Source organism: Actinoplanes sp. NBRC 101535 (assembly GCF_030269225.1).
GTDB lineage: Bacteria > Actinomycetota > Actinomycetes > Mycobacteriales > Micromonosporaceae > Actinoplanes > Actinoplanes rectilineatus.
The window spans coordinates 50,525-74,551 of the sequence record NZ_BSSY01000027.1 but is presented as its reverse complement, the minus strand read 5'-3'; the positions used below and the strand labels follow the sequence as shown (position 1 = coordinate 74,551).

20 protein-coding genes are annotated in these 24,027 nt (G+C 71.3%); 10 read left to right on the top strand and 10 right to left on the bottom strand.

The genetic code is table 11. From position 1 onward, the window contains the following. Nucleotides 1-91: 91 nt before the first annotated feature. Both QSK32_RS42205 and QSK32_RS42200 read right to left on the bottom strand, forming a co-directional pair. Entirely contained in the window at nucleotides 92-2,059 is a 1,968-nt protein-coding gene (locus tag QSK32_RS42205; protein WP_353051018.1) for a serine/threonine protein kinase, read from the bottom strand. 181 nt (nucleotides 2,060-2,240) lie between these two features. Next, nucleotides 2,241-3,023, bottom strand: coding sequence for an inositol monophosphatase family protein (locus QSK32_RS42200; protein WP_285475128.1), 783 nt, complete (start codon nucleotides 3,021-3,023; stop codon nucleotides 2,241-2,243). 99 nt (nucleotides 3,024-3,122) lie between these two features. Between QSK32_RS42200 and QSK32_RS42195 the strand changes: the two genes are divergently transcribed. Next, nucleotides 3,123-4,112, top strand: coding sequence for a LysR family transcriptional regulator (locus QSK32_RS42195; RefSeq protein ID WP_285475127.1), 990 nt, complete (start codon nucleotides 3,123-3,125; stop codon nucleotides 4,110-4,112). Here QSK32_RS42195 and QSK32_RS42190 read toward each other — a convergent pair. Then, entirely contained in the window at nucleotides 4,018-4,647 is a 630-nt protein-coding gene (locus QSK32_RS42190) for a hypothetical protein (RefSeq protein WP_285475126.1), read from the bottom strand. The two genes, QSK32_RS42195 and QSK32_RS42190, sit on opposite strands and share 95 nt — an antisense overlap. Before the next feature lie 110 nt (nucleotides 4,648-4,757). Further along, nucleotides 4,758-6,347, bottom strand: coding sequence for a methyl-accepting chemotaxis protein (locus tag QSK32_RS42185; RefSeq protein WP_285475125.1), 1,590 nt, complete (start codon nucleotides 6,345-6,347; stop codon nucleotides 4,758-4,760). Between the two features lie 83 nt (nucleotides 6,348-6,430). On the opposite strand from QSK32_RS42185, the gene QSK32_RS42180 reads away from it, so the two are divergent. Next, complete coding sequence (locus QSK32_RS42180) at nucleotides 6,431-7,162, top strand: CPBP family intramembrane glutamic endopeptidase (RefSeq protein WP_045741046.1); 732 nt, start codon at nucleotides 6,431-6,433, stop codon at nucleotides 7,160-7,162. Nucleotides 7,163-8,117: 955 nt separating this feature from the next. Here QSK32_RS42180 and QSK32_RS42175 read toward each other — a convergent pair. Continuing rightward, entirely contained in the window at nucleotides 8,118-12,908 is a 4,791-nt protein-coding gene (locus QSK32_RS42175) for a diguanylate cyclase (RefSeq protein WP_285475124.1), read from the bottom strand. A gap of 169 nt (nucleotides 12,909-13,077) precedes the next feature. On the opposite strand from QSK32_RS42175, the gene QSK32_RS42170 reads away from it, so the two are divergent. Together QSK32_RS42170 and QSK32_RS42165 are read left to right on the top strand one after the other, a co-directional pair. Beyond that, nucleotides 13,078-13,680: a DUF4352 domain-containing protein gene (locus QSK32_RS42170; protein ID WP_245673853.1), complete on the top strand. Its 603-nt coding sequence runs from the start codon at nucleotides 13,078-13,080 to the stop codon at nucleotides 13,678-13,680. Between the two features lie 97 nt (nucleotides 13,681-13,777). Continuing rightward, complete coding sequence (locus QSK32_RS42165; RefSeq protein ID WP_045741048.1) at nucleotides 13,778-14,212, top strand: response regulator; 435 nt, start codon at nucleotides 13,778-13,780, stop codon at nucleotides 14,210-14,212. On the opposite strand, the gene QSK32_RS42160 is transcribed toward QSK32_RS42165, so the two are convergent. Further along, nucleotides 14,182-14,640, bottom strand: coding sequence for an ATP-binding protein (locus QSK32_RS42160; RefSeq protein ID WP_045741049.1), 459 nt, complete (start codon nucleotides 14,638-14,640; stop codon nucleotides 14,182-14,184). The genes QSK32_RS42165 and QSK32_RS42160 overlap by 31 nt on opposite strands. A 103-nt stretch (nucleotides 14,641-14,743) precedes the next feature. On the opposite strand from QSK32_RS42160, the gene QSK32_RS42155 reads away from it, so the two are divergent. Together QSK32_RS42155 and QSK32_RS42150 are read left to right on the top strand one after the other, a co-directional pair. Then, nucleotides 14,744-15,016, top strand: coding sequence for a hypothetical protein (locus QSK32_RS42155; protein WP_045741050.1), 273 nt, complete (start codon nucleotides 14,744-14,746; stop codon nucleotides 15,014-15,016). A gap of 32 nt (nucleotides 15,017-15,048) precedes the next feature. After that, entirely contained in the window at nucleotides 15,049-15,963 is a 915-nt protein-coding gene (locus tag QSK32_RS42150; RefSeq protein WP_045741051.1) for an SDR family oxidoreductase, read from the top strand. Here QSK32_RS42150 and QSK32_RS42145 read toward each other — a convergent pair whose 3' ends face one another. Continuing rightward, nucleotides 15,964-16,491: a LytR C-terminal domain-containing protein gene (locus QSK32_RS42145; protein ID WP_045741052.1), complete on the bottom strand. Its 528-nt coding sequence runs from the start codon at nucleotides 16,489-16,491 to the stop codon at nucleotides 15,964-15,966. A gap of 53 nt (nucleotides 16,492-16,544) precedes the next feature. Continuing rightward, nucleotides 16,545-18,032, bottom strand: coding sequence for an IMP dehydrogenase (locus tag QSK32_RS42140; RefSeq protein ID WP_285475123.1), 1,488 nt, complete (start codon nucleotides 18,030-18,032; stop codon nucleotides 16,545-16,547). A 166-nt stretch (nucleotides 18,033-18,198) separates the two neighbouring features. Here QSK32_RS42140 and QSK32_RS42135 point away from each other — a divergent pair, with 166 nt between their 5' ends. Then, a complete protein-coding gene (locus tag QSK32_RS42135) occupies nucleotides 18,199-18,891 on the top strand; it encodes a class I SAM-dependent DNA methyltransferase (protein ID WP_285475122.1) in 693 nt (230 codons plus the stop codon). A 199-nt stretch (nucleotides 18,892-19,090) separates the two neighbouring features. On the opposite strand, the gene QSK32_RS42130 is transcribed toward QSK32_RS42135, so the two are convergent. After that, entirely contained in the window at nucleotides 19,091-19,720 is a 630-nt protein-coding gene (locus QSK32_RS42130; protein ID WP_045741057.1) for a TetR/AcrR family transcriptional regulator, read from the bottom strand. 15 nt (nucleotides 19,721-19,735) lie between these two features. Next, nucleotides 19,736-20,890, bottom strand: a complete 1,155-nt coding sequence (locus tag QSK32_RS42125; protein ID WP_285475121.1) for a cytochrome P450 — start codon at nucleotides 20,888-20,890, stop codon at nucleotides 19,736-19,738. A gap of 161 nt (nucleotides 20,891-21,051) precedes the next feature. On the opposite strand from QSK32_RS42125, the gene QSK32_RS42120 reads away from it, so the two are divergent. The 3 genes from QSK32_RS42120 (at nucleotide 21,052) to QSK32_RS42110 (ending at nucleotide 24,010) form a co-directional block, all read left to right on the top strand. Then, nucleotides 21,052-22,314 (top strand): ABC transporter substrate-binding protein, encoded by a 1,263-nt coding sequence (locus QSK32_RS42120; protein WP_285475120.1) that lies wholly within the window; start codon nucleotides 21,052-21,054, stop codon nucleotides 22,312-22,314. Between the two features lie 62 nt (nucleotides 22,315-22,376). Beyond that, a complete protein-coding gene (locus QSK32_RS42115) occupies nucleotides 22,377-23,204 on the top strand; it encodes a carbohydrate ABC transporter permease (RefSeq protein WP_502872597.1) in 828 nt (275 codons plus the stop codon). Beyond that, nucleotides 23,201-24,010, top strand: a complete 810-nt coding sequence (locus QSK32_RS42110) for a carbohydrate ABC transporter permease (RefSeq protein WP_285475119.1) — start codon at nucleotides 23,201-23,203, stop codon at nucleotides 24,008-24,010. The genes QSK32_RS42115 and QSK32_RS42110 overlap by 4 nt, the downstream gene beginning before the upstream one ends. Nucleotides 24,011-24,027 lie beyond the last annotated feature (17 nt).

Below are 24,027 nucleotides of genomic sequence, written 5' to 3'. Positions count from 1 at the left end.
CCAGGACGGCAACAGTGAACGACGGGAGCACCGGCCCCGGAAAGCGGCATCGCACCAGCAACGACGAGAACAGCAGCCCCGGAGAACGGCGTCAGTTCGGGCGGATCTCGATGCCGTTGAAGCGGACCTGACCGTCGCTCTCGTCGCTGAGCTGGGCGATCCCCAACTCGACCCAGCCCTTCGTGATGTCCCGGTTGAGGATCTGGGCCAGCGCCTTGTCGCCGTCGACGCGGACGGTGACGACCTGGTCGACGATCTCGATCACCACCCGGTGGCTGCTCGGGAACTTCGTCGGCCGGACGGTGCCGCTGATCGTGTCGAAGCGGTTCGACGCGGAGATCTGAGCCAGCCGGATGACGTCCCGGCACACTCCCAGGCGGTACCCGGAGTCCGCGGAGCGCAGGAATCCGATCACCGCGCACGCGTCCACACTCACGTCGTCCATCTCGACCACGATGGTCTGGTCACCGTTGAAGACGGTCTGCGGCCCGGGGCAGGCGATCCCGTCGCTGTTCGGCTTCGCGGTGATCCGGAGGCCGGCCGGTCCGGGCGTGCATGCGTACTCGTCGGTGGTGGTCTTGCGCCAGTTCCCGCTTCCGTCGAGGGGGTCGACGGCGGAGACGACGACGTCCGGTCCGTCGGTGGCTTTTCGCGGGGACGGCAGCGTGGTCACCGACGCCGGCGGGGCTGCTTCCTGGTCGTCGGTGGCGTTCCGCGCGGCCAGCCCGAGTGCCACGGCCGCGATCACCGCGGTGACGCCGCCGACGATCGCCATCCAGACTCTCCGATCGCGGACGGGGCCCGCCCGCCCCTGTCTCCCCCTGGGAAGGGCGCCGGGAAAAGCGCCGGAGAAGGCGCCGGGAAGACCGCGGGGAAGGCCGCCGGAGAGCAGTTCCGTGAGGCGCCCACCGAGAACCGCGACCCAGCCCTTCCGCCGCTGCCGTCGCCGGGCGGACCGCGGCAGCATCTCCCACCGCCGGTCGTCGGATTCGCCGGCCCCGCCGTCGAGCGACCGCGGATCGTAGGACCGGAGATCGACCGCCATGGCATCGTCCGGCCGAAAGCCGCCGGACTGAACACCTCCAGGCTGAACACCACCGGACCGGACACCGCCGGACCGGAAGCCTCCTGAACCGGAGGGCCGGCGCTGACCGTACCGGCCGCCCGTCGAGCCGGACCCGGAGTCCGCGGGACGGGGCCCTGTCGGACGGGCGAGAGCGGAACGGGGCAGGTTCACCGTGAGCGCCGCCGGTCCCGCCGCCAGCAACCGGTCCAGCACCTCCTGCGCCGTAGGCCGGTCCTCCGGGTCCTTGGCGAGCGCGTGCTCGACCAGCGCCCGCAGATCACCGTCCAACCGGCCCAGCTCCGGTTTCCCGGTCAGGATCCGCATCGCCGTGGCTGTCGGGGTGTCCGCCGCGAACGGCGTCCGCCCGGTGGCCGCGTACGTGATGAGCACCCCCCACGCGAACACGTCCACCGCCGGGGTCACCTTCAGCCCGTCCAGGCGTTCCGGCGCCATGTAGGACAGCGTGCCCACCATGTGGTCGGTGCGGGTGTGGTTGCTGGTCGACTCGAGGGCCCGCGCGATCCCGAAGTCGATCACCTTCGGGGTGCCGAGCGAGAACAGCACGTTGCGCGGTTTGAGGTCGCGGTGGATGACGCCCGCGCCGTGGATCGCGACCAGGGCGGTGGCCACCCCGACCGCCACGCTGTGCAGGTTGCCGTCGGTGAGCAGACCCTCGGCGACCACGTCGGCCAGGTCGGGGCCGTCCACATATTCGACGACCAGGTAGGGCGTCTCGTGGTCCGGGTCGGCGTCGAGGACCGCCGCGGTGCAGAACGACGGCACCTGCCGGGCCCGGTTGACCTCGCTGCGGAACCGGCCGCGGAACTCGGCCTGCGCGGCGAACTCCGGCCGGATGATTTTGACCGCGACAAGCCGTTCGGATGGTCCGCGGCCCAGGTAGACGGCGCCCATCCCGCCCTCACCGAGCACGCCGAGCATCGTGTAGTCGCCCAGCACATGCGGATCTTGCGGACGCAGCGGCTTGGTCGGCACGGACGGAGCCCCGCTCTATGTGGACGGTCGTGGTCGCGCAGAATCTAGCAGGCTTCCGCACGGGCGGAAGGTCGGCTTTGCGCGTACCCACGAAGCGGCGCGAGGGGCGGCGGGAGTGACCGCGGCAGCCGGCCCGGGGCGACGCGGCGCCGCGGCCGTTCGCGCCGATGGCCGGGACTGATCAGAGGTCCCGGAGGACCTGCAATGCCGGTGTGTGCAGGCCCGGAGCGGCCGCCAGGTAGGGTCCGCCGGCCAGGTCCCAGGGCGTGCCGTCCAGGTGGGTGACCACGCCGCCGGCCTCCTTGATGATCAGGAGCGGGCCGATGTGCGAGCGCACGTTGTCGAACTGCCAGTGCAGGTCGAGGTGCCCGGCGGCCACCTGGACAAGCTGCTGGGTGACCGGCACCGCGGCCCTGACCAGCAGCGCGGCCTGCATCATCGCGGCGATCGCCGCTCCGGCACGGCGGGCGGGTGCGGCCTCGCGGCTCGGGAGGGCCTGACCGGTTCCGGCCAGCGCCGCGGTCAGGTCACTCTTCGCGGAGACGGTGAGGGGTACGCCGTTGAGCAGCGCACCCTCCCCCGCGACGGCGGTGTACAGCTCGCCGGTCACCGGCATGTAGATCACGGCGAGGTACGGCTGTTTGTCGCGAACCAGACTGACGCCGATGTTCCACTCGGGGATGCCGTGCACCGCGTTGACGTTGCCGCCCACCGGATCGGTGATCCACCGGTCACCGCCCGCGATCGGCCCGGTGGCGTGTTCGTCGTCCTCCCAGCCCGCTTCCGGGAGTGCCCGGGTCAGTGCGGGGCGCAGCACGTGGAGCACCGCGGCGTCGTTGGCGCGCACGGCGGCGATCAGTTCGGGGCCGTCGGCGGGCGGGGTCGCCGCGGCGGCGCGTTTCAGCATCACCGCACCGGCTTCGCGGACGGCGGCGGCGACGGCTTCGAGCAGCAGTGCGGACATCGGAATCTCCTGAAATCGGATGATCGGGGACCGACTTCAGTCTCGGCGTCACCACATGGTTGAGTCCAGTGCACTCTTGCTACGTTACGATTTACCGCCATGCACTTGGACCTGAACCTGCTGACCGCGCTCGACGCGTTGCTCGAGGAGGGCAGCGTGGCCGGGGCCGCCGCCCGGCTGCGGCTGTCGGCACCCGCCGTCAGCCGAACCCTCGGCCGGATCCGGCGGCTGACCGGCGACGACATCCTGGTCCGGGCCGGGCGCACGATGATCCCCACGCCCTACGCGCTGTCGGTGCAGGCACAGGTCAGCGACCTGGTCCGGCAGGCCAACCAGGTGCTGACGCCGAGCCGCGACCTCGACCTCGGCACCCTGGACCGCACCTTCACGCTGCGCTGCCACGACGCCCTCGCCACGGCTCTCGCGCCGGACCTGCTGCGGGTGGTGGCCCGGGACGCACCCGGGGTCCGCATCCGGCTGCTGGCCGAGACGCCCGACGACACCGACGACCTGCGGCACGGCCGCGTCGACCTGGAGATCGGCGCCGGGCCGCCGGAACCGCCGGAGTTCCGTTCCGCGACCGTCGGGCACGACGGTTTCGTGGTGGTGATGCGTTCCGGTCATCCGCATGCCGGCGATCTGACCCTTGCGGGGTACGCGGACGGCACCCACGTCCTGGTCTCCCGGCGGGGGCGTCTCGCTGATCCGGTCGACGACATCCTCGCCGGTCACGGGCTGCACCGGCGGGTGCTCGCCGCGGTCGGCAGTGCCGCGACCGCGGCCCACGTGGTCAGCCGCGGCGACAGCCTGCTGACCCTGCCGTCGACCGTGTGCCGTCCGCTGATCGACGCGTTCGGACTGGTCACGGCGGCGCCGCCGGTCACGTTGCCGCCGGTGCCGATCGTCTGCGCGTGGCATCAGCGCTACGACTCGGATGCCGCGCACACGTGGTTGCGGGGGCTGGTCCGGTCGGTGTTCGCCGGGCTCGCCGCCCCTACTCCTCGTCCTGGTTCGACGGCCGGGACGGGCTCGCCACCGGAGCAACTGTCGCGACCGGAGCAGCCGTCGCCACCGGAGCCGCCGTCGTAGGAGCCACCGTGGGAGCGGCCGTCGTCGGCGCGGCCGTGGGAGCCGCGGCCGAAGGAGCCGTCGTCGGAGCCGTAGTCGGGGCGGTCGTCGGGGTGACGGTCGCGGAGCTGCTCGGCTTCGGCTGCGCCTTGCACGGGCCCGCCACCTGCAACTTCACCGCGGTGTACACGGAATCCGACCGGGTGCCGACCACCGTCAGCCGCTGCCCCGCCGTCAACGAGCTCAGCGGCACCGCCTTGCCGTTCAGCACGATCGCCGCCCCGGCCGGCACCACGATCGTCACCGTCTTGTCGCGGACGTCCGACGAACCGCTGCGCGCCGCCACCGTCACGGTGCCCTTCGCCGTGTCGACCGCGGTGACCGTGCCGGACGCCGCGAACGTCAGACCCGACTTCGCCGGGCAGGTCTTGCCGCCGTCCTGCTTCGCGGTCACCGAGGAGCCGCTGTGCGCGTACGCCGCCGCGCTCGTCGCGAGAACCGGGACGGTGAACGCGGTGGCCAGGGCGACGGTGGTGACGATGCGGCGGATTCGCATGTAATGAGCTCCTCGGTTGGGGAGTTCCATCGTGCGAACCGGCGGGTGTTCCCCCGGTGCCCGTGCCGGTGCGGCCCGGTTGCCGTCGCCGACCGGCGTCCTGCCCCGGTCTACAAGCGGAAACGCTCGACGAGCAGCTGCAGGTCCCGGGACATCCCGGCCAGCTGTTCCGCGGCCCGGTCCACCTCGGCCACCCCGGTGGTGGTCGCCTGGACGGCCGTGGCCACCGACCCGATGGTGTCCGCGACGGTCGACCCGGCGCCGGCCGCCTCGCTGACGTTGCGGCTCATCTCGTTCGTGGTGACGGTCTGCTCCTCGACCGCCGAGGCGATCGTGGTCTGGAAGTCGTTGATCTGCCGGATGATCTCGCTGATCTCCTCGATCGCCGCGACCGCCCCCGCGGTGTCCGCCTGGATCGTGGCCACCCGCTGCCCGATGTCCTCGGTCGCCCGGGCGGTCTCCTGGGCCAGGTCCTTGACCTCGGACGCGACCACCGCGAACCCCTTGCCCTGCTCGCCGGCCCGGGCCGCCTCGATCGTCGCGTTCAGTGCCAGCAGGTTCGTCTGCTCGGCGATCGCGGTGATCGTCTTGATCACGTTGCCGATCTCGGCGGACGAGTCGCCCAGCTTCGCCATCACCTGACTGGTGGTGGCGGTGACCTCCACCGCCCGCGACGCCACGTGCACCGCCTGGGTGGCGCTCTCGCTGATCTCCCGGATCGACGCGCCCATCTCCTCCGCGCCGGCCGCCACCGTCTGCACCGTCGACGACATGATCGCCGCCGAGTCGGCGACCGTCGCGGCCTGCTGGGCGCCCTGGTCGGCGCTCGCCGAACTGCGCCGGCTGGTCTCGGACAGCCCCTCGGCCGCCCCGGACAGCGTGGTCGCGTGCGCGGACAGGTCCGTGATGGTCTGCCGCAGCGTGCCGGTGGCCCGGCGCAGCGAGTCGGCCATCGCCCCCAGCTCGTCGCGCTGCCACACCTGCGGGTCACCGGACAGATCGCCCTCGGCCACCTGGTCGAGCACTCCGGCGACCCGGCGCAGCGGGCGGACCAGCAGGGTCGACACGTACAGTGCGGCGGCCACCGCCAAGGCCAGCGAGACGGCGGCCACCGCCACCAGCGTCCAGCGGGTCCGGGTGGCTGCCGCGTCGAACTCGTGCCCCTGGAGCAGAGCGGTGTCGGCGTACTCGATCTCGGCGTTGATCAGCGTCTCGTAGGTCTTGCGCAGATCACGGTTGTCACCCAGCGCCAGGGTGATCGCCGCCTGCGGCTGCGTCGTGTAGAGCGTGAACTCGGCGTCCAGCGCGGTGAACCACGTGTCGGTGGCCGCCTTGATGGCGTCGATCCGGGCCGCGGAGTCGGTCGAGTCGGCGACCGCGCGGGCGGCGGCAAGCGAGGCGTTGACCTTGTCCTGCCGGGCCAGCGCCTCCTTGCTGAACGAGGCGTCCCCCTTGAGCAGGAAACCGCGCTCGTCGTTGGCGGCGGCCTTGGCGGTCAGCGCCGCCGTGTTCAGGTTCGTGCTGTACGGCAGAACCTCGGCCACCTCGGTGTCGCGGCTGCCCTGCAACTCGGCGATGCCGACCACGCTCATCACGCCCGTCACCGCGGTGCCCGCGATGGCGACACCGGCGACGATCAGCACCTTCGTGGCGACCTTACGATCGCGGAACCACTGGCCCAGCCCTGATTTACCCGGCACGCCCCCATTCTCGGCCCACCGGGACGGGTGACGGGCGACGTTCCCGGTTCTGGCCCGCCGGGATCGCGTACTCTTTTGTCCTCGTGTCCGACCGTAATCCACTTCTGTCCCGCCGACGACTGCTCCTCGTCCTCGGCGCGGTCCTCACCATCCTGGTGGCCGTCAACGTCGCCAACAAGTTCGGACCGCCCGGCACCGGCCTGGTCGCCGGCCCTCTGGTCGCCCTGCTGCTGATCGTGCTCGCCCGCCGGGCAGGCCTGAGCTGGCACGACCTCGGACTGTCCCGGCGCACTCTGATACCCGGCCTGAGGTACGCGCTCGGCGCCGTCGCGGTGGTGGCCGTGGTCTACGCGATCGGCGCGGCGATCCCGCTGACCAGGCCGGCGTTCCAGGACGTCCGCCACCATCTGCACCTGGGCGCGGCGCTGCTGACCGCGCTGGTGGTGGTCCCGTTGGGCACGGTCCTGCTGGAGGAGGTGGCCTTCCGCGGCGTGCTGCTCGGCCTGGTCAACCGGCACCGGGGAGCCGCGTGGGCGAGCATCGTGTCGTCGGTGCTGTTCGGTCTCTGGCACATCCTGCCGTCGCTGCGTTTGGCCGAGGCCAACCAGGCGATCGGGGGTGCGCTGGGCACCGACACGACCGGTCAGGTCCTGGCGGTGGTGGCGGCGGTCGCCTTCACCGCGGTCGCCGGGCTGCTCCTGTGCGAACTGCGCCGTCGCAGCGGCAGCCTGATCGCGGCGGCGGCGCTGCACTGGGCCACCAACGGACTGGGCCTGTTGATGACGGCCGCTCTGGCTACGCTTATAGGGACATGAGAGCTTTTTCAGCGTACGCGGAAAAGGCCCTTATTGTCGAAAACGTCCACCGAGAGCAGGTAGCCGGGTCTCGATGGTCACGGAGTCCCGCGGTGTCGTCGGCTCGGAATCGCCGGCCGTCGTCCAGGGCGGCCTTCGGCTGCTCGACAACCGTGACTGACGGCTCGGCGAGTGCGACTCGGCGACTCGGCAACTCGGCTCGGCGACTCGGCTCGGCGACTCGCTCGGCGACTCGCTCGGCGACTCGGCTCGGCTCGGCGACTGAGGCTGAGGCTGACGGCTCCGCAAGCCGAGCCGTCGCTCACGGCTGTTCCGACACCGCAACTCAGCCACCAGCAACGGCGGGGAACCGTCAGCCGTCGCCCACGGTCGGCTTCGGCCCCGCGGGTGGACCACGGGCGACGGCCGAGCTGACCGAGCCGTCACCCACAGCTGTCCAAGAGCCGCAAGTCAACCACCAGCGACGGCCGAGGCCCGCTCAGCCGCCGGCGCGAGAGGGAATCCCCGACACTCCCCGGGCTGTCCTGCCGGAATCGGTAACTACGGGCCGGGTCGACGGGCCGGAAGGCAGCGAAAGCGGCCGGCAACTGGACCGCGAGATCGAGTCAACCGCCGGCCGGCGGGCCAACCGGACTTCGGCCGACCAGCACGCCCGAACTCACCACACTCACCACACTCACCACGAGCGTCGTGAGTTCGGGCGCCCAGCGCGCCCGAAGTCACCACACCCCACCACGAGCGTCGTGAGTTCGGCCGCCCAGCGCGCCCGAAGTCACCACACCCCACCACGACCGTGGTGAGTTCGGCCGCCCAGCGCGCCTGAAGTCACCACGCGGACGGGCTTCGCACCCTGACCGCGGAACGCGTCCAACTCCCCGGATGGGACACGTGTCAGAACGACAGCTCCCCGGATGGGACACGTGCCAGAACGACAGCTCCCCGGAGTGGAGAAGGGTCAGAACGGCAGCTCCTCGGAACGGACCGCCACCCGGTTGCGGCCGGTACGTTTCGCCTCGTACAAGGCTTCGTCGGCGAGTTTGGTGAGCTGACCGGGCCCGGCCGTGGTCCCGGTGGTCGCACCGACGCTGACCGTGACGATGCCGGTGGCCGCCAAGGCGTGCGGTTCGGTGAGTTCGGCGACCGCGTGGCAGAGGCGTTCCGCGGTGTTCAGCACGGCGATCACCGGGATGCCGGGCAGGACCACGCAGAACTCCTCGCCACCGTACCGGGCCACCAGATCGCTGTCGCGGACGCACGAGAGCAGCGTCTCCGCGACCCGCCGCAGGCAGGCGTCACCCGCCTGGTGGCCGTAGTGGTCGTTGTACGTCTTGAAATGGTCGATATCGATCATGAGGACGCCGATCGGGTCGCCGGTGCGGGCGGCGCGGGCGCATTCGGCGGCCAGGAACGCATCGAGGCGGCGGCGGTTGGGCAGGCCGGTCAGCGGGTCGGTGACGGTCAGCAGTTCGAGGCGGTGGTTGGCCTCGGCCAGTTCCTCGGTCCGTTCGGCGACCTTGCGTTCCAGCCACGTGTAGAGGCGGGTGTTCTCCAGGGAGACGGTCAGCTGGCCGGCGATCAGGCGTACCGCGTCGAGCCGGCCGGTGGAGAACGCGCGGCGGCTCAGCCGGTTCTCCAGCAGCAGCATCGCGCCGGCCCGGCCCTGCTGCGGGATCGGTACCACCAGCAGCGAGCAGTGGTCCAGCCCGGCCAGGTAGGGGTCGCGGGCCACCCGGTCGTCGCGGGCGGCGTCGTCGACCAGCAGTGGTTCGCCGGTGCGTTCGGCGTAGCGGATCGCGGTCAGCGGGAGCTGCTCGGCGGTGGGGGCGATACCGTCGCCGGGCGAAGACGAGCCGGGCAGGATCCAGCCGTCGTCGCGGTCGTCGCGCACGATCAGGTGGACGGCGGTGGCGCCGGTCATCCGGCTGAGGATGTGCTGCACGCGGGTCCGGAGCTGGTCCAGGGCGGTCTCCGAGCTGAGGGCGCGGGCCGCTTCGAGGACCGCCATCAGGTCGATGTCCTCGCTGGAGAGGCTTCCGCTGTGCACGGTGGTGGTCCGGGTCGGCGCGGGTCCGGTGGCGGCCAGTTCCGGGCATTCGCGGTCGAGGAGGCGGACCTTGCCGGTCGCGCCCCACCGGGCGTACCCGTCGCGGGCCTGGTCGAGAAGTCCGTGGGCGACCTGGTGCAGGCCGCGGCCGCGGTAGAACCGGGCGGCCCGTTCGTAGATCAGCGGCCGGTGCCAGCCGGCTCCGGTGCCGTCGGTGGCGGCCATCGCCGCGTCGTAGGCCTGTTCGGCGGCCGGGACGTCACCGGTGAGGGCGGCCCGGGTCGCCGTGGCGAGCAGGTGCAGGTGCCGGTAGTTGCCGGGCTGGTCGTCGGCGCGGGCGGCGAGGAAGTCCAGGCCGGTGTCGAGGTCGTGGAGGGTTCCGGTGCCGGCCTGCACGCCGAGGGCGACCAGCAGGTGGCTGGTGGCGAACATGGACGTGCCGGGTGCGCGGGTCATCGCCTCGGGGAGCGCGGCGGTGTGCGCGGTGAGGGCGGTGTCGTCGCCGAGGACCGCGGCGGCCAGCGCCCGGTAAGTCAGGTAGACGGCGGCGGTCAGGCCGTCGCCGGTCAGGGTGGTCAGGAAGGTGTCCTCGTCGAAGTCGTCCGGCGGGTTGTCGGTGCCGTCGCGGACGGCCTGCCCGAGCCGGGCGAATGCGGTGAAGACGGTTCGGTCCTTGTCCGCGCCGACCCGGTCGGCCATCGCCAGGGCGGCGCGGACCTCCTGGTCGAGGGTGTCCAGGGTGGCGCTGTCCGCGGTCTGGGTCAGGGCCGGGTAGTGGGTGTAGAGGGCGGTGTGCGGGTCGCCGCCGCGCAGCAGACCGTCGCGGGCTTCGTGGACCAGGCGCACGGTGGCGTCGAACGGTTCGAACCAGGGCGCGGTGGAGGTCGCGTGCAACAGTTTGACCAGGGAGGTCTCCGGTTCGTATCCGCGGGAGCCGGCGACGGTCAGGATGTGCCGCACCCCGGTGTACGCGCTGCGGTAAGTGCCGCCTCCGCCGATCGTCACCCAGCCGACGTAGGCGAGGGCCCGGGCCAGCGCCGCGCACGCACCCGCGGTCGACCACATCCGGGCGGAGTCGGCTACCAGCCAGGCGGCGGTGACGTGGTGGCCGAAGGCGGTGGCCAGGACCAGCCGGCCGTTGATCTCGGCGATGGCGAGCAGGCGCGGGTCGGTCAGCTCGGGGATCGGCGCGTCGTCGTCGCGGGCGGCCAGCCACTGGTGGAAGGCGGTCAGGCCGTCGGCGGTGGCCGGCCCGATCCGGTCCGGTCCGGGCACCGCGGCGCCGAGTGCGGCGAGCAGGTCCAGCCCGAGGGCGACGGCCCGGTCGGCGAGGCCGCGACGGAACAGGGTGTCGATCTGGTGGGCGGTGGACGCGGCGAGCATCTCCGGGGCGGTGCCGGCGGCGATCTCGGCGTACACCCGGTCGGCTTCGGCGAACCGGCTCAGCGCGCAGAGGGCCGCGTGCCACTCGGCGCGCGTTTCCGCGTACCCCGCATCGGTCTTCTCCAGGAGGCTGAGCGCACCGGCCAGACAGGCCTGCGCCCCGGCGTGGTTGGCGATCAGCCGGGCGGCGGACGCGGCCCGGCGCAGCAGATCGGCTGCGGCGGGTTTCTCTCCGATCACAGCGTTTTCCGGTACGCGCAGAGCCGGCACCGCCGCCAGATAGTGTGCCGCCGCGGCCGGCGCGTAGCCCGGTTGCGCGGCGAACCGGCGTGCCAGTGTCAGGTTCAGTCCGGCCCGCTCGTCCGGTGCGATGCGCTCGTGGGCGGCCTGTTGCACCCGGTCGTGCCGGAAGGCGACACCGTCGGCGTGGGTGGCCAGGAGCCCGTCGGTGATCGCCGGCAGCAGCGTCGCCGTGATCCGTGCCGGGTCCCGGCCGCTCGCGACGGCGAGGGTCGCGGTGTCCGGTGCCGCCCCGAGGCAGGACATGATCTCCAGGAGTTCCCGGGCCGGTACGGGCAGCGCCTCGATCCGCGTGCCGAGCAGGTCGACCACGTCGCCGTGGCCGACGAACCGGCGAACCGCCGTGGTGTCCCATTCCCAGCCGCCGCCGCGGGGCAGCAGTTCACCGTCGCGGCGCAGGGCGTCGAGCAGTTCCACGGTGTCGAACGGGTTGCCGCCGGTCCGTTCCGCCATCAGGGCGGCCAGCGGTGCCGCCCGGTCCGCGGGCAGTCGCAGCATCTCCGCCACCAGTGTGGTCAGGTCGTCCGGTCCGAGGTCGGCGAGGACGATCTCGGCGGAGGTGCCGCGGTCGCGGCGCAGGCGGGCCCGCAGCGCGCTCAGCGGGTGCGCCTCGTCGACGTCCTCGGTCCGGTACGCGCCCAGCACCAACACCCCGGCGAGGTCGCGCCGGTCCAGGACCTCGTCGAGGAAGGCCAGCGCTCCGGTGGTGGCCCACTGCAGGTCGTCGACGACGAACACCACCGGGCGGGCGGCGCTCGCCACGGTGCGCAGGACGGTCGAGGCGGCGGCGAGCACGTGACTGAAAGCGATCTCCTCGCCGCGGTCCGGTTCGGCCCCGAGCAGGCCGCGCATCGACGGCAGCAGCACCAGCGCGGCCCGCAGTTGTTCGGGGCTGAGCGCGTCCAGCAGCCGGGTCCGCAGGCCGGCCAGCACGTCGTCCGGTTCGGCGAGCAGCAGGTCGCCGAGCCGGTCGAAGGCCTCCCGCACCGGGTCACCGGCCCGGAACTGGTCGAACTTGCCGGCGGTGAACCAGCCGCCGGCCGCGGTCACCGCCGGGCGCAGCCGTTCGACGAGGGCGGTCTTGCCGCTGCCGGGCGGTCCGGTGAGCAGGGCCAGCACGCTGTGCCCGCCGGTCACCTCGCGGAGCAGCCCGTGCAGGGCACCCAGCTGGGTTTCGCGGCCGATCAGGCGCTGCGGCGGGGCCAGCCGCAGCGGGAAGTCGCGGTCGCCGAGCGGGAAGCCGGCCGTGTCGCCGGCCCGGCGGTGGCGGCGCAGCGTCTCCAGGTCGTGGGCCAGGCCCTCGCCGCTCTGGTAGCGCCGGCCCGGTTCCTTGTGCAGCAGCCGCAGCAGGATGCCCGACAGCGCCGCCGGCAGGCCGGGGACGGTCTCGGCCGGCGGGGTGGGTACCCGGGCCAGGTGGTCGTGGATCAGGTCGAGCGGTTCCCGGTCGCGGCCGAACGGCGGGGCGCCGGTGGCCAGTTCGTAGAGGGTGGCGCCGAGGGCGTACAGGTCGGCGCGGTGGTCGACCGCCTGTCCGGTGCGGCCGGTCTGTTCCGGGGCGAGATACGGCAGGGTGCCGGCCGGTTCGCCGGGTGCCACCGGTTCATCGCGGTCCCGGGCCGGCAGCACCGCCAGCTCGAAGTCGATCAGGGTGGGCCGGCCGTCCGCGCCGATCAGGATGTTCGCCGGGCTGACGTCGCGGTGCACCACGCCGCGCCGGTGGACGCCGGCCAGCACTTCGGCGAGGTGCAGCGCCAGGTCGACGAGCGGCCCGGCCGGCCAGGGCACGGGCATGTCGGCGAGGGTCCGGGCGTCCGCGTCGAGCACGGTCAGCGTGCCCGGGTGCCCGGCCGGGGCCAGGACGGGTACGCCGGGGAGGTCCTGCAGCCGCCGCAGCGCCGCCAGTTCGGTGCGCAGCCGTTCCGGTGCCCGCGGGCCGAGGGGCCGTTTGCGGACCACCCGGGTGCCGTCGGCGAGCCGTAGGCGGACTACATGGGTGCGGTCGCTGTCGTGCAGCACCTCTTCCACATCTACCGGTTCGGCCCGTACGCGCGGGGATTGAGGCCTCGGCGCAGACTGGCGTGATGTCCGATCAGGCGAAGAATCGTGCCGATCAGGCGAAATCGGTGACTCGGTGTGCCGTGGTGCTCCACAGTGAGGAAAACAGGCCGGTCCCAGGAGTGGTCCGATGTCGTACGACCGTCGTCCGCAGTCCCGCCCGGTCCGCCAGGTCCGCCGGGCCTCGCCGATCAAGACCATGCTCGCGATCATCATCGCCGGGTGCACGGTGATCGCCCTGTTCCTCGCCGGGATCGCCGCCGAGCAGTACAACAACGGCAACCGCTCGCCGGCCGCCGCGGTGACCGTCACCGCCGCCACCACCGCCCCCGGTGAGCGGATCGGTGACAAGGCCCGCGACGGGAGGTTCGAGTTCGTGGTGTCCGGGGTGGACTGCTCGCGCACCACCATCGGCGTGGAGCACCTGAAACGCACGGCGGACGGGCGGTTCTGCGTCGTCAGCCTGACGGTGCGCAACGTCGGCGACGACTCCCGGTTCCTGGTGGGCCGGGCGCAGCGGGCGTTCGGTGACGACGGCACGGCGTACGAGACCGACGGGCTGGCCGGCCTCTACGCCAACCGGGACGCCGCGACGTTCCTGCAGAGACTCGCACCGGGTGACCGGGTCGCCGGGAAACTCGTCTTCGACGTGCCGGAGCAGGTCGCGCTGACCTCGCTGGAGTTGCACGACTCGCTGCTGTCCGGCGGCGTGACGGTCCGCCTGGACCGGTAGAACGGGTGATGTGTCACTCGGCGGGCCGGACTGCGGATTCCAGCCGTACGGCTATGGTTGTCCTCCTGCAAAGATCACTGCCGGGGAAGAGGGTTCGATGACGGGCGTACGACCGTTGAACGTGCTCGTCGTCGACGACGACGACGCGGACACCATGATGATCGAGGAAGCGCTGGAGGCCTCGGCCACGCCGCCGATCGTGAACCGGGTCGCCGACGGGCGGGAGGCGCTGGACTATCTGCGCCGCCGGGGTCCCTTCGGTGACGCGGTCCGGCCGGATCTGGTGCTGCTCGACCTCAACATGCCGCGGGTCGGCGGGCAGCAGGTGCTGGCCGAGGTGAAACAGGACGAGGATCTCAAGCACATCCCGATCGTCGTGCTGACCACCTCCAGCGCCGCCCAGGACATCGTGTCCAGTTACGGGTCGCACGCCAACGCGTTCATCACCAAGCCGATGGATCTGGAGTCGTTCGAGGCGGTCGTACAGCTGATCAACCGGTTCTACAGCGACGTGGCGGTGCTGCCCCGCTGACCCTCGGGGCGTGCCCGTCCGGCGCCGGTCCGGGCGAACGCCGCCCAGACGTGCTTCACGTCGCCGACGGCGTACCAGCCGACCTCCTGGGAGAACCAGCGCGCCAGCAGCAGCCCGCGGCCGCCGCCGTTCAGCGGCCGGTCCGGCGCCAGTTCCGGGATCGCCTCCGGGTCGTGGTCGGCGACGTCCACCACGAGCTGTTCGCTGTCGCGCAGCAGCCGGACCGTGGTCGGCGGCTCGCCGTGCCGCAGGGCGTTGGTGGCCAGTTCGGTGGCCACCAGCACGACCTGGTCCACGAAGTCGGCGGCGTCCTCGTCCAGCTCCGCCAGCAGGCGGGCACGAAGGTCGGTCAGTTGCCGGGTGCCGTCGAGGGTCCACCGGCACACCTCCTCGGCCTGCGGGGGCTCCCCGGTTCGTATCGTCTCCACGGCCAGTCTGTGCCCCCGCTGAGCGTCGTCTATGCAGCGAACCGCAACCTCCCTCACCGGTGCCACTCCTTGCGTGCCGGGTGCCATGACCGATACTGCTCACGTGACTGAGCAGCCCCCGCCGTCCGACGGCCGCACCGAGACCCCGCCGGAACCGGCCCCGAAAGCGCCTTTGAACGCCAGCTGGATCTTCCCGGTCGGCGGTGGCGTGATCGGCCTCTACTTCCTGGTCAGCGGCGCCCTGAGCGTCCGCGACAAGCACGGCGACGGCATGTTCGCCCTGCTGATGGCCGCGATCGTGATCGTCGCCGCGGTGCTCGGCACGTGGATGCTGCGGACCTGGCGCGCCGACCGGGCCCGGCGCGAACCGTCCTGACAGCGGCCGTCCCGGTGTGCTGCGATCGGGACATGACACGTTCGTTGGCAGGAAAGGTCGCGCTGGTGGCCGGCGCGACACGGGGCGCCGGGCGCGGCATCGCGGTGGAGCTGGGTGCGGCCGGGGCGACGGTGTACGTCACCGGCCGCAGCACCCGGGAACGCCGCTCGGAGATGGACCGCCCGGAGACGATCGAGGAGACCGCCGAGCTGGTGACCGCGGCCGGCGGGACCGGCATCGCGGTCCGGGTGGACCATCTGGTGGCGTCCGAGGTGAAGACGCTCGTCGCGCGGATCTCCGCCGAGCAGGGCCGCCTGGATGTGCTGGTCAACGACATCTGGGGCGGCGAGCTGATGTTCAGCTGGACGGACCGGCTGTGGGAGCACTCGCTTGACGACGGCCTGCGGATCCTGCGGCTGGCCGTGGACACCCACATCGTCACCAGTCATCACGCGTTGCCGCTGCTGCTGGCCACGCCGGGTGGGCTGGTCGTGGAGGTGACCGACGGGACCGAGGAGTACAACCGGGACAACTACCGGGTGTCGTTCTTCTACGACCTGGCCAAGACGTCGGTGCTGCGGATGGCGTGGGCCCAGGCGAAGGAGGTGGGTCCGCTCGGGGCGACCGCGGTGGCGCTGACCCCGGGCTGGATGCGCTCCGAGATCATGCTGGAGCACCACGGTGTCACTGAGGCGACCTGGCGTGACGCCCTGACGGCGGAGCCGCATTTCGCGATCTCCGAGACGCCCGCGTTCACCGGTCGGGCGGTCGTCGCGCTCGCCGCCGACCCGGACCGGGCCCGCTGGAACGGCCGGTCGCTGTCGAGCGGCGGGCTGGCCGCGGAGTACGGCTTCACCGACGTCGACGGCAGCCGGCCGGACGCGTGGCGCTATCTCGTCGAGGTGCAGGACGCCGGTAAACCGGCCGACGTCACCGGTTACCGATAGTCACCGTCCCGCCGCGACCGCGCAGGCGCCCGGCGGCAACGTCGGGGCGCTGAGCTGCGCCAGCGACTGGTTGACCTCGGTCTTCGTGGCGAGCTGCTGGTACTTCTCGCCGATCACGATCTCGACGGTGCCGGAGGTCCGCTCCGCGCTGTACTCCTGGACCGCCGCGCCCAGGAAGTAGGCACGTAGCCAGTGCGCGGCGCTGACACTGCTCGGGCCGTACCGGATGACGGCGACCTCGGCGGACTTCTTCGTCTTCTCCTTGGGCTTCTCCGTCTTGAAGCCCCGGTTCTTGAAGTCCTCGGTGACCCGGCCGGCCGTCCCGGCCACCCCGGAACCGTTGAGCACCCGGATCGTGACCTGGGACTCCTCCTCCGGCAGGGTGAGATTCACCCGCGGCGCACTGTCCGGGCAGGCGGTCGCCGCGGTCCCCTGGGAGTCGCCGGCCACCGCGACCCCCGCGACGACGCCGGCCGCCACCGCCAGCACACCGACGGTGGCGTACGCCCGTACCCGTGAAAGCCTCATGTCTTCCCTGACGCACGCCGCCCCGGATCTGTTGCAGGCCGGCGACGGAAATCTCAGACGACCGTGGGCCGCTCGTTGCGATCGATGTCCTCGGAGTTCTGCACGAAGGTCTGCTGCGACACCTGCACCACCGTCGCCGACTCGTGGAACCGGCGCAACGTCGTCGAACCGCAGCTCACCATCGTGGAGCGGATCTTCGCCAGGGTGACCTTGACGTTGTCGTACAGGCTGCCGGCGTAGTTGACGTAGCCGTCCACGCCCTCCTCGAACGCGAGGTCCTTGCCCTGGCCGTAGCGGGCGGCGTTGCGGGCGCGGGCGCTGCCCTCACCCCAGTACTCCTTGAAGAACTGGCCGCCGATCTTCACCCGCGGCGCGGGGCTCTCGTCGAACCGGGCGAAATAGCGCCCCAGCATCAGGAAATCGGCGCCGAACGCGAACGCGATCGCCATGTGCGAGTCGTGCAGGATGCCGCCGTCGGAGCAGAGCGGGACATAGAAACCGGTCTGCTTCGCGTACGCGTCGCGCTCCTGCACGATCTCGGCCAGCGCGGAGGCCTGGCCCCGGCCGATGCCCTTCTGGTCGCGGGTGATGCAGATCGAGCCGCCGCCGATGCCGACCTTGACGAAGTCCGCGCCCGCGTCCGCCAGATACCGGAAGCCCCGTGCGTCCACCACGTTGCCCGCGCCGATGCGGACGGTGTCGCCGTACTGCTCCCGGACGAAGCTGATGACCTGCTGCTGCCACACCGAGTAGCCGTCGGAGGAGTCCAGGCAGAGCACGTCGGCGCCCGCCTCGACCAGGGCCGGGATCCGCTCCCGGTAGTCGTGGGTGTTGACGCCCGCGCCGACCCGGAACCGCTTGTCCGCGTCCACCGTCTCGGTGTGGAACTGCTGGTGCAGCTCGTAGTCGCGGCGGTGCACCAGCGACGCGATCCGGCCCTCCGCGTCGATGATCGGCAGCACGGTCTGGCGGGAGTCCCAGAGCAGCGCGTTCGCGTCGGCCAGCCGGATCTCCGGGGTGCCGGTGACCAGTTCGGCGGCCGGGCGCATCCGTGATGCGACGGTGTCGCCGCGGTGGTGCCGGTGGAAGTTGAAGTCCTGCGCGCTGATCAGTCCGAGGAACGTGCCGGACGGGCTGCCGTCCTCGGTAACCATGATCGACTCGCCGCCGGCCTGCAGCAGCGCGTCCGCCTCGTCCAGGGTGGCCGACGGTTTGATGTTGACGTCGTTGTGCCGGAACCCGGCCTTGTGCCGCTTCACCGCGGCCACCATCGCCGCCTGCTCGGCCACCGGCTGGTTCTGGTGGATGAACGACAGCCCGCCGACCTGCGCCAGCGCCACCGCCAGCTGCGGCGACGACACCGCACCCATGATCGCGCTGACGAGCGGCACGGAGATCTGGATCGGCGACTGCTCCCCGACCCGGTGCCGGACCAGCGGCGCGGAGAGATCGACGCGATCCGGGGTGCACCCTTCGTCGGTGAGATTCGGCAGAAGGAGGTACTCACCGAAGGTGCGGGAGATCTCGGTCAGGATCCGCACTGCTGCTCTCCTAGGCGCTCACGGGCATGGGGGTATTTGCCCTGTTGAGGATGTGATCGGGTGACGTTACCAGCGCCCCGGGCGACTCACGGAATCGGACACAGCCGGTGACATCACCCCGAAGGGGGTACCCGCGGCCGGGCGCCGGCGGCGGTATCGTCGGCTGATGTTCTCGCCCCAGGGACCGACGCTGCGTGAACTGGGCGTGCAGGCGCTCTCGTCGGTGCCACGCGGCTACGACCTGCTGGCCCCGAAATTCGACCACACGCCGTTCCGCACCCCGCCCGCCCTGCTCGAGGCCACCACCACCGCATTGGCCGCACTGGGCCCGTTCGACCGGGGCCTCGACGTGTGTTGCGGCACCGGCGCCGGCATGGACGTGCTCCGCCCCCTGTGCCGCGAGTCGATCACCGGTGTGGACTTCAGCGCCGGCATGCTCACCCAGGCGCGGGCCGCCCACCCGGACGCCCGCTGGGTCCGCGCCGACGCCCGCGCCCTGCCGTTCACCGGCGGCTTCGACCTGGCGGTCACGTTCGGAGCGCTCGGCCACTTCCTGCCCGGCGAACTGCCGGACCTCTTCACCGGGGTACGCCGCGCGCTGCGCCCGGGCGGCATCCTGGCCTTCCCGATCGTCGGGCCGCCGTCACCGGCCTCCCCCTGGTACTGGCTGACCCTCGGGTTCGACGTGACGATGCGGATCCGCAACGCGCTGTGGCACCCGCCGTTCGTGATGTACTACCGCACCGGCCCGCTGCCCGTGCTGCGGCACGCCCTGCGCACCGCCGGCTTCACGGTGGAGCTGCGCCCGCTGCCCGCCCCGGCCGCCGGCTGCCACCTGCTGGTAGCCACCAGCCCTTGAGGACCGCCACCAACCGGCGCCCTGTTGTACCGTCACGCGATGTCCGGGCACATTCCCAGACGCCGACGTAGGTGCTGCTGCCGACCCGGATGACGCTGGGGTCGGCGGCCCGGATGCCGATCTGCGCGGCCTGGGCCGGGACGACGCCGGCCAGAACGAAGAGCACCACTACCGCGGCGAGGACGCTGACACGACGCATTCACGCACGAGAGGCCAGGACCAGTCCGGTAGCGGCATCCGTCAATGCGGAACCGACCCGGTCCCAGTCGACCGGGGTGCCCGCGGCGGCGAGGGCCTCCTGCTGGGCGCAGGTGTGGATCAGGCCCTGGCGCAGCATCGAGGTGCGCAGCGTGATCTCCGCGGGGGACAGCCGCGGCATGTGCGCCCATACCCGGGTGCTCGCGACCTCGAGGACCGGGGCCAGTTCGGCGTGCGAGTGCAGGCCGTCGCCGAAGGACGGGTCGGCGGCGACCTGGGCGGTGAAGCGGGCGAACCAGCTGGGCACGCCCAGCCCGGCGAGGTGGCGCACGTACGGCAGGACGAGACACGCCACGTGCTCGCGCGGGTCGCCGGCGTCCCGGGACGCCGCGACCAGGGTACGGGCGTGGGCGGCGATGCCGGGGGCGTGCACCTCGCCGATGGCGTGCACGACGTCGGGGCGGGCGCCGAAGTGGTAGGCCAGGGCCGAGTTGTTCCCGACCCCGGCGGCTTCCACGATCTGGCGCAGGGAGACGGCGGCGAGTCCGCGTTCGGCGTACAACCTCTCGGCCGTGCGCAGCAGCAGAGCGCGGGTGTCGCCGGCCCGGGTCCGTCTGGTGTCAGCGCTCATGACAGCCATGATGATCTACCAGCGCACGGGTACCTCCTCCAGACCGCCGACGAGCAGGCCCTGGCGGCGGCGTAGCTCCTCGACGGGCACCGCGAGTTCCAGGGTGGGCAGCCGCTGGAGCAGGACGGCGAGGACGGCCTGCAGTTCGATGCGGGCCAGGGCCTGGCCGAGGCAGGAGTGCGGGCCTGCGCCGAAGGTCAGGTGCGGGTTGGGTTTGCGGGTCAGGTCCATCTCGTCCGGGTCGGTGAAGATCCGTTCGTCGCGGTTGGCCGACGGCATCGACGACAGGACGGTCGTGCCGGCCTCGATGCGGGTGCCCTCGATCTCGACGGGTTCGGTGACCAGCCGGTGGGTGCCGAAGCCGAGGTTGGCGTCGAAGCGCAGCACCTCCTCGACGGCGGTGCGGACCAGACCGGGGTCGGCGAGCAGTTGTTCCCAGCGTTCGCGGCGGGCCAGCAGCATGGCGACCATCTTGCCGATCATGTTGGCGGTGGTCTCGTGGCCGGCGACCAGCAGCGCCTGACCGGTGAAGATCAGTTCGTCCTCGCTGAGCCGGCCGTCCTCGGTGTCCACCACGGTGACCAGTTCGGACAGCAGATCGTCGCCGGGTTCGGCGCGTTTGCGGGCGACATGCCTCGTCATGTACGCCCAGAGTTCGCGTCCCGACTGTGCCACGTCGTCGGCGCTGAACCGGGTGAGGTTGAGGAACCGGTCGGACCAGCCGGCGAACCGTTCGCGGTCGGATGCCGGGACGCCGAGGAGGTCGCAGATCACGTACACCGGGAGGGGGAAGCCCAGGGCGGTGCGCAGGTCGGCCGGTGCGCCGTGGGTGACCATGTCGTCGATCAGGTCGTGGGTGATCCGTTCGATGCCGGGGTGCAGGGCGGTCATCCGTTTGGCGGTGAACGAGCGGCTGAGCAGGCGGCGCCAGCGCAGGTGGGCGGCCTCGTCGTTCATGAACGCGGGTCCGCCCATGGTGCCGCCGGCCGGGGTGTTCCGGACGAACCGCCGGTCGGTGATCATCGTGCGGACGTCGTCGTAGCGGGTGAGCAGCACCGCGTCGCGGCCGTCGGTGGTGCGCACGTGGGCGACCGGGCACTGGGCGCGCAGCCGGGACCATTCCGCCGGCGGGTCCACGGCGGTCGGCGGTGTGAACGGGTATTCCAGCACGTCATCCCCTTAAGTCAAACGTCTGCTTACTTGGCACCCTACGCCCACCGGTCGCGATCGGATAGTCGACAATGGATCTCTGGTAACAGGAAGGAAACTTTCGTTGACTCCCTCCGGAGACCCGCGCATGGTGCAGGAAAGGGATCCGGATGGGGGTAGACATGCGTTTCACACGACGGGCGGCACTCGCTGTCGTCGGCGTCGCGACCCTGCTGGCCACCTCGGCCTGCGGCAGCGACGACGACGGCGGTGCCGGTTCCACCCAGGTCGAGGTCTTCACCTGGTGGGCCGACGGCGGTGAGAAGGCCGGACTCGACGGCCTGGTCGGCCAGTTCACCACGGCCTGCACCGGACAGACCTTCGTCAACGGCGCGGTCGCCGGCGGCGCCGGGGCGAACGCCAAACAGGTGCTCGCCTCCCGGCTGCAGCAGGGCGACCCACCGGACACCTTCCAGGCGCACGCCGGTGCCGAACTGATCGACTACATCAACGCCGGCCAGGTCGAGGACCTCAGCGCCGACTACGACTCCTGGGGCCTCAAGCAGGCCTTCCCGCCGGGCCTGATCGACAACCTGACCGTGGACGGCAAGATCTACTCGGTCCCGGCCAACATCCACCGGGCCAACGTGGTCTGGACCAACAAGAAGGTCCTCGCCGACGCGGGCATCACCGCGACCCCGGCCGACCTGGCCGGCTTCTTCGCCGACCTGGACAAGGTCAAGGCCGAGGGCATCGCCGCGCCGCTGGCGATCGGCAAGGACTGGACGCAGCTGATGCTCTTCGAGTCGGTGCTGATCACCGACCTCGGACCGGAGAAGTTCACCGGACTGTGGAACGGCGCCACCGACTGGAACGACCCGGGTGTCACCACCGCGATCAACGACTTCAAGCGGCTGCTCACGTACACCAACACCGACCGTGACGCCCTGGACTGGACCGACGCCGAGAAGCTGGTGATGGACGGCAAGGCGGCGTACCAGCTGATGGGCGACTGGGAGGCCGCCGACCTGGACGCCAAGGGCTTCAAGGACTACGGCTGGTTCACCTTCCCCGGCAACGGCACCACCTTCCAGTGGCTGGCCGACTCGTTCGTGCTGCCCCAGGGCGCGAAGAACCCGGACGGCACCAAGTGCTGGCTCAAGACGGTCGGCTCGGCCGAGGGGCAGAAGGCGTTCAACACCACGAAGGGCTCGATCCCGGCCCGCACCGACGCCGTCCCCGGCGACTACCCCGAATACCAGCAGGCCGCGATGGCCGACTGGAAGTCCGCCACCCAGGTCCCGTCGTGCGCGCACGGCTCGGCCTGCTCGCAGGGCTGGCAGGGCGCCGCGAACTCGGCACTCGGCGCCTTCTCCACCGGCCAGGACGTGGCCGGACTGCAGACGGCCCTGGCCGCCGCGGCGAAGCAGTTCGCCGGCAAGTGAGACGATTCCGTCACTGGGGGCCGGGCCTGATCCTGCTCGGCCCCTCACTGATCCTGCTCGCGATCTTCGTCTACGGCCTGATCGCCTGGACGATCAAGGTCTCCGTCTCCGACGAGCACACCGCGCTGGGCTCGAAGGGGTTCGTCGGCCTGGACAACTACACGTACCTGTTCACCGAGGACATCAACGACCGCTTCCTGCACTCGCTGAAGAACCTGCTGATCTTCACGGTGGTGTTCATCGCCGGGGCGATGCTGCTCGGCCTGCTCTGGGCGTACCTGCTGGAACGTGGTGTCCGCGGGGAGGGCCTGTTCCGGACCGTCTACCTGTTCCCGATGGCGGTGTCGTTCATCGCCTCCGGCGTCGTCTGGCGCTGGCTGATGAACCCCAACCAGGGCGAGAACGCGGGCGGGCTGAACGCCGTGTTCGGCGGCCTGCACCTGGACTTCCTGCAGAACCCCTGGTGGACCGACCCCGACTGGGGCATGGCCGCGATGGCGGTCCCGGCCGTCTGGCAGCTGTCCGGGTACGTGATGGCGCTGTTCCTCGCCGGCTTCCGGGGCATCCCCGCCGAGCTGCGGGAGGCCGCCGCGATGGACGGGGCGAGCACCTACCGGCTGTACCGCAACGTCATCTTCCCGCAGCTCACCCCGGTCGCCCTGTCCGCGCTGATCATTCTCGGGCACATGTCGATGAAGATGTTCGACCTGATCATGAGCGTGTCCGGTCCGCAGTGGCTCACCGAGGTGCCCGCCGTCTACGTCTGGCAGGCCCTGCTCACCAGCGACTACGCCAAGGCCGCCGCGATCTCGGTGGTCCTGCTGCTGCTCGTCGCCGTGGTCATCGTCCCCTACCTGGTCTGGACCCAGCGCACGGAGAAGACCCGATGACCCGCATCCCCCGCTACACGGTCCTGCTCCTCTTCCTGATCGTCGTGCTGATGCCGGCGTACGTCCTGGTGGTCACCAGTTTCAAGGCCGGCTCGGACATCGGTGTCACCAGCCAGTGGAACCTGCCGTCCACGTGGACCACCGCCTCCTGGGAGAAGGCGTGGACCGCGTTGCGCCCGTCGTTCCTGCGCACCTTCCAACTGGCCGTCCCGGTGGCGGTCATCTCGTCGCTGATCGGCGCGGCCAACGGGTTCGTGCTGTCACGCTGGCGGTTCCCCGGCGCGGACGTGGTGTTCACGCTGATCCTGTTCGGCATGTTCATCCCGTACCAGGCGGTGATGATCCCGCTGCGCGACATCGTGCTGACCCTGGGCGTGCCGCCCGGCATCCCCACCCTGGTGCTGGCGCACTGCGTCTACGGCATCCCGATCTGCACGCTGATCTTCCGCAACTACTACGCGACCACCGTGCCGGAGGACCTGGTCGAGGCGGCCCGGGTGGACGGCGCGGGCCTGCTGCGGACCTTCACCCGGATCATCCTGCCGATCTCCGGACCGGGCTTCGTGGTGACCGTCATCTGGCAGTTCACCTCGGCCTGGAACGACTACCTCTTCGCGATCTTCCTGTCCAACACCCGCAACGGCCCGATCACCATCGCCCTCAACGCGCTGGCCGGCGCCCAGTCCCCGGACTACGCGGCGTCGATGGCCGGTGCCCTGATCACCTCGCTGCCGACACTGCTCGTCTATGTCCTGCTCGGCCGCTGGTTCATCGGCGGTCTGATGGCGGGTTCGGTGAAGAGCTGACGATGATCATGCGAGTC